This is a genomic window from Streptomyces sp. UH6 (assembly GCF_013421635.1).
Lineage (GTDB): Bacteria > Actinomycetota > Actinomycetes > Streptomycetales > Streptomycetaceae > Streptomyces > Streptomyces abyssomicinicus.
In genome coordinates this window covers 1-4348 of sequence record NZ_JACADT010000466.1, presented here as the reverse complement: position 1 = coordinate 4348, position 4348 = coordinate 1, and the positions used below count along the sequence as shown (strand labels likewise).

The 4348-nt window shown below is 75.2% G+C and carries 5 protein-coding genes and 1 pseudogene; 2 read left to right on the top strand and 4 right to left on the bottom strand.

The window, feature by feature from the left end; translation table 11 throughout:
• A partial coding sequence (locus tag HW445_RS20060) for a DUF4232 domain-containing protein (RefSeq protein WP_180222372.1) occupies positions 1-474 on the bottom strand: 474 nt, incomplete at its 3' end.
• Positions 475-565: 91 nt separating this feature from the next.
• Positions 566-2971, bottom strand: coding sequence for a SpoIIE family protein phosphatase (locus HW445_RS20055; protein WP_180222371.1), 2406 nt, complete (start codon positions 2969-2971; stop codon positions 566-568).
• Positions 2972-3216: 245 nt separating this feature from the next.
• Between HW445_RS20055 and HW445_RS20050 the strand changes: the two genes are divergently transcribed.
• Both HW445_RS20050 and HW445_RS20045 read left to right on the top strand, forming a co-directional pair.
• A complete protein-coding gene (locus HW445_RS20050; RefSeq protein ID WP_151774042.1) occupies positions 3217-3462 on the top strand; it encodes a hypothetical protein in 246 nt (81 codons plus the stop codon).
• 3 nt (positions 3463-3465) lie between these two features.
• Entirely contained in the window at positions 3466-3843 is a 378-nt protein-coding gene (locus tag HW445_RS20045; RefSeq protein WP_180222370.1) for a toxin Doc, read from the top strand.
• Positions 3844-3866: 23 nt separating this feature from the next.
• On the opposite strand, the gene HW445_RS20040 is transcribed toward HW445_RS20045, so the two are convergent.
• Both HW445_RS20040 and HW445_RS20035 read right to left on the bottom strand, forming a co-directional pair.
• Positions 3867-4064, bottom strand: a complete 198-nt coding sequence (locus HW445_RS20040; protein ID WP_308799542.1) for a CDGSH iron-sulfur domain-containing protein — start codon at positions 4062-4064, stop codon at positions 3867-3869.
• 16 nt (positions 4065-4080) lie between these two features.
• Positions 4081-4348, bottom strand: a pseudogene (locus HW445_RS20035) (methyltransferase); the annotation flags it as partial.

The window sequence follows — 4348 nt, the reverse complement described above, 5'->3', positions numbered from 1 at the left end:
GGAGAGCGCGACCGTGGTCACCGGTGCCCCCTCGATCCGCCGCGGGTCGGGCCCCAGCTGCGTCCCGGAGGCGTCCGTGAAGGCCGCGCCGGGATATCCGCGCAGCGTGCAGGAGCGCTGCGACTGGTTGGTGAGGGCCACCGCGAAGCTCCGCTGGCCCGCGCCCGCCTCGCCCCGTCCCACCGAGGCGACCAGCTCGGAGGTGCGGCAACGGTCGGAGGAACCGCCCCGGGACCGCGGCGGGGCGGAGGAGGCCGGCGCGTCGGCCGGGTCCGACGCGGAGTCGGAGGCGGAGGCCGGGGCGGACGGGTCGGGGGCGGCCGAGGACGCCCCCGCGCCCGTCGCCCCACCACCCGCGCGGGCGGAGGAACCGCCGTCGGTCCCCGCACAGCCGGTCAGCAGGAACGGCACCGGCAGCAGCGCGGTCGCAAGCCACAGAACGCCGCGGTGCCGCGTCGCACGCGAGAGGCCCATCGTCGTCCACACTCCCGGGAGATCGTCGTGCCGGATGCTCCCGTCATGCTCCTCCGGCCGTCCGGATCCGGAAAGACCGGATCCGGACGCCTCAGACGGCGTCGAGAAGTGGCAGTTCCGCCCAGATCGTCTTGCCGTCGGGAGTGTGCCGGGTGCCCCAGCGCTGGGTCAGCTGGGCCACCAGCAGCAGTCCGCGCCCGCCCTCGTCGAAGGTCCGCGCCCGCCGCAGGTGCGGCGCGGTGTGGCTGGTGTCCGACACCTCGCAGATCAGCGTGGAGGCGCCGTGGATCAGCCGCAGGCGGATGGGGCGCGCCCCGTATCGGATGGCGTTGGTGACCAGCTCGCTGACCACAAGCTCCGCGGTGAAGGTGGCCTCCTCCAGCCCCCAGTGCTCGACCTGCTTCACCGCCTGCTTGCGGATCGCCGCCACCAGCGCCGGGTCGGCGGGGATGTCCCAGGTCGCCACCTTGGAGGAGGGCAGCCCGCGCGTGCGCGCCAGCAGCAGCGCGACGTCGTCGGCCACATCACCCCGGGGCAGCAGCCTCGCCAGGACCTGCTCGCAGCTGTCCTCCAGCGAATCGGCGGGCTCCGCCAGCGCCTCCTGGAGGAGCATCCGCCCGGCGTCCACGTCCAGGCCGCGGTTCATCACCAGGCCGTCGGTGTAGAAGGCGAGGACCGTCCCCTCGGTCAGCTCCAGCTCGGCCGCCTCGAACGGCAGCCCGCCCACGCCCAGCGGGGGACCGGCCGGCATCTCCACCGGCTCGGGAAGACCGCCCGGGCGGACGATGAGCGGCGGCTGGTGCCCGGCGCGCGCCAGGGAGCAGCGCCGGGACACCGGGTCGTAGACCGCGTAGAGGCACGTCGCGCCCACCTCCCCCGGACTGCCGTCGTTGCCCGCCTCGTCGGAGAGGCGGACCACCAGGTCGTCGAGGTGGGTGAGGAGTTCGTCGGGCGCCAGGTCGATGTCGGCCAGGGTGCGCACCGCGGTGCGCAGGCGGCCCATGGTGGCGGAGGCCTGCACGCCGTGGCCCACCACGTCGCCGACCACCATCGCCACCCGCATCCCGGAGAGCGGGATGATGTCGAACCAGTCCCCGCCCACACCGCCCGCCCGGGCCGCCGGCAGGTAGCGCGAGGCGGCCTGCAGCGCGGCCGTGACCGGCAGGGAACGCGGCAGCAGGCTCCGCTGCAGGGCCAGCGCGACCTCCCGCTCCCGCGAGTAGCGGCGGGCGTTGTCGATGCAGACGGCGGCCGTCGCCGCGACCTCCTCCGCCAGCAGCACGTCGTCGCGGGAGAAGGGCTCCGGCTGCCGGTGCCGGGTGAACAGGGCGACCCCGAGGATCATGCCGCGGGCCCGCAGCGGCACCGCCATCGCCGAGTGCATGCCGACCTCGACCGCGCGGGTGTCGAGACCCACCCGGTACGAGAAGCGCCGCGCCAGGTCCTCCGGCGCCTCGGTGACGACCAGCGTCCGCGCCCGGCTGAGCGCTTCCGCCTGCAGCGTCGACGAGGGATAGGCGGCCAGCTCGCCGACGCCCGGCAGGCCCTTCGCCCGCTCGGCCACCGAGCGGTCTGCGACCCGGCGCAGCCGCACCGGCACGGCCGGCGACGGCGGCTCCGAGGGCGGGTCGCCGCCGTGCTCGGGATCCAGCAGGTCGACGGAGACGTGGTCGGCGAGGGCCGGCACCAGCACGTCGGCGAACTCCTGGGCGGTGCGCCGGACGTCGAGCGTGGTGCCGACCCGGGAACTCGCCTCGTTGACCAGCTGAAGACGCTCACGGGCGCGCAGCTGTTCGGTGAAGTCGTGGGAGGCCAGGGACACCCCGCGGATCTCCCCGTGGTCGTCGCGGACCGGCGCCATGCTGGTGAGCCAGGCGCGGACCGTGCTGCCGCTGCCCAGCTGCGGAAGGAAGATGCGCACCGAGTCGTGCTCGCCGGTCTCCAGGACGTGGCGCATGGCCCGTTCGACCTCGGCGAGTTCCGGGCGGGCGCCGATGTCGGTCACCCGCAGCCCGCGCAGCCGCTCGGGCGCGGCGCCGAGCACCCGCGCCATGTCGGCGTTCATGGCGCGCAGCCGCAGACCGGTGTCGAAGACGGCCATCGCGCAGGGGGACTGCACCAGCTCCACGACCGCCAGCGGATCGTCGGGCCTCAGCGGGCCGGCGCTCTCGCCGACCGGCGCCACCAGCAGCCAGTGGCCGGGACGGTCCTCCGCGGGAGGTCTGCGGTGGCCGATCAGAGGCACCCGCACCGTCCGCCCGTCCCGGTGACGCAGCGCGACCGTCGCCGTCGTCCGGCGCTCGACGGGCACGGGCGTGAGCAGGTTGCCGCAGCCGTCATGGGCGGCGCACAGCGCGGAGACCGGGCGGCCCACCACCTCGTCCGGGGAGTACCCGAGGAGCCGGACGGCGCCGTCGTTCCACTCGAGCACCACGCCGTCGTCGTCGACGACAGCCCGTGCCGTCGCGGCATCGTCGAGCGGGTTGACCGGGCTCATGGTCGGCACTCCATCGCGGACACTGTCCGTGACCGTCGGGTCACGTCGGTCCCAGCGTAGTACCTCCGCGCGGGGCGTGTGCCGCGGCCTTGGGCCGTGCGGGCGGCGGTCCACGCCCCGGGCGCCCCGGCACAGGGCCCGGCGGCCGGTGCGGGTACCGCTGCGGGTACCGGCCCGAACGGGTGTGCCCAGAGCTGTGACCTGGGGGTTTTTACCCTCCGCCGGACGAGCGGTACCTTGGCGCCATGCCAGCTCTCAATGTGGAGTTCAGCGACCGCGAGCTCGAGGACCTGCGGCAGATCGCCAAGGAGCGCGGTACCTCCATGAAGGCCCTGGTGCGCGAGGCCGCGGCGGCGGACATAGCGCGGCACCGGGCGCTCCAGGAGGGCGCCGAGGCCTTCCGCCGCTTCTTCACCACGCACGCCGACGAGTTCGCCGCCGCCTTCCCGGACGACGAGCCGCCGCTGCGGGGCGCGGGCCGGGCCGCCTGACCCATGGCCTCCCTCCTGCACATCGACGTGCCCTGGCTGCTCCAGCGTCATGAGGAGGTCCTGCCGGACCAGCCGACCATCACCGACTTCTCGGCGCTGGTCGCCGCCGTGGCCCGGCACCGGGTGGACCCGCCCCGCCTCGGCGTGGACTCCGACCCGGCCTGGCGCGCCGCGGCCCTGCTGCACACCGTGGCCGTGCTCAGGCCGCTGCCGTCCTCCAACGCCCGTTTCGCCTGCGCCACGGCGGTGGCCTACATGTACGCCAGCGGGGCGGGCATCGACCCGCCCTACGGCGCGCTCGTCGACCTCGCCCGCGACCTGATCGCGGGCAAGACCGACGTCTACGGGGCCGCCGACCGCCTCAGGGAGTGGCAGCTGTGAGCCGACGGCGGCCCGGCCCACGGTCAGCGCCGCCTTCGGTGGCTGGTGTCGCACCACGGATAGCGCTCGCTCAGCCGGCAGGTGCACAGCGCCACCCGGAAACGGTCCGAGGACACCACCGTGCCGTCCTCCAGCTCCACCTCCACCGGGCCGTCCACCAGCATCGGCCCGCGGCGCGGCACCACGACGCGGTGCGCCCGCTCGGCACGCCCGGACGGCACCGGACCGCGGTTCTGCTCAGACGGGTCGTTCGGCACGGACCACCACCAGCTCTTCCCTCTCGTCACGCGCCTGCTCCGGGGAGATCAGCCCCCGCTGCCGCAGCCAGTGCACCCGGTCGCGCAGCACCGGCCCGAAGGCCACCTGGCGCCGCAGGGTCACGGCGGCCTTGAGCCCGGCCGCCCGCAGCTGCTCCACGGTGGCCGCGGGCCCCGAGAGCTCCGAGTGCACCATCAGCAGCACACCGCCCGGGCGCAGCAGCCCCGGCGCCTCCCGGCAGATCCGG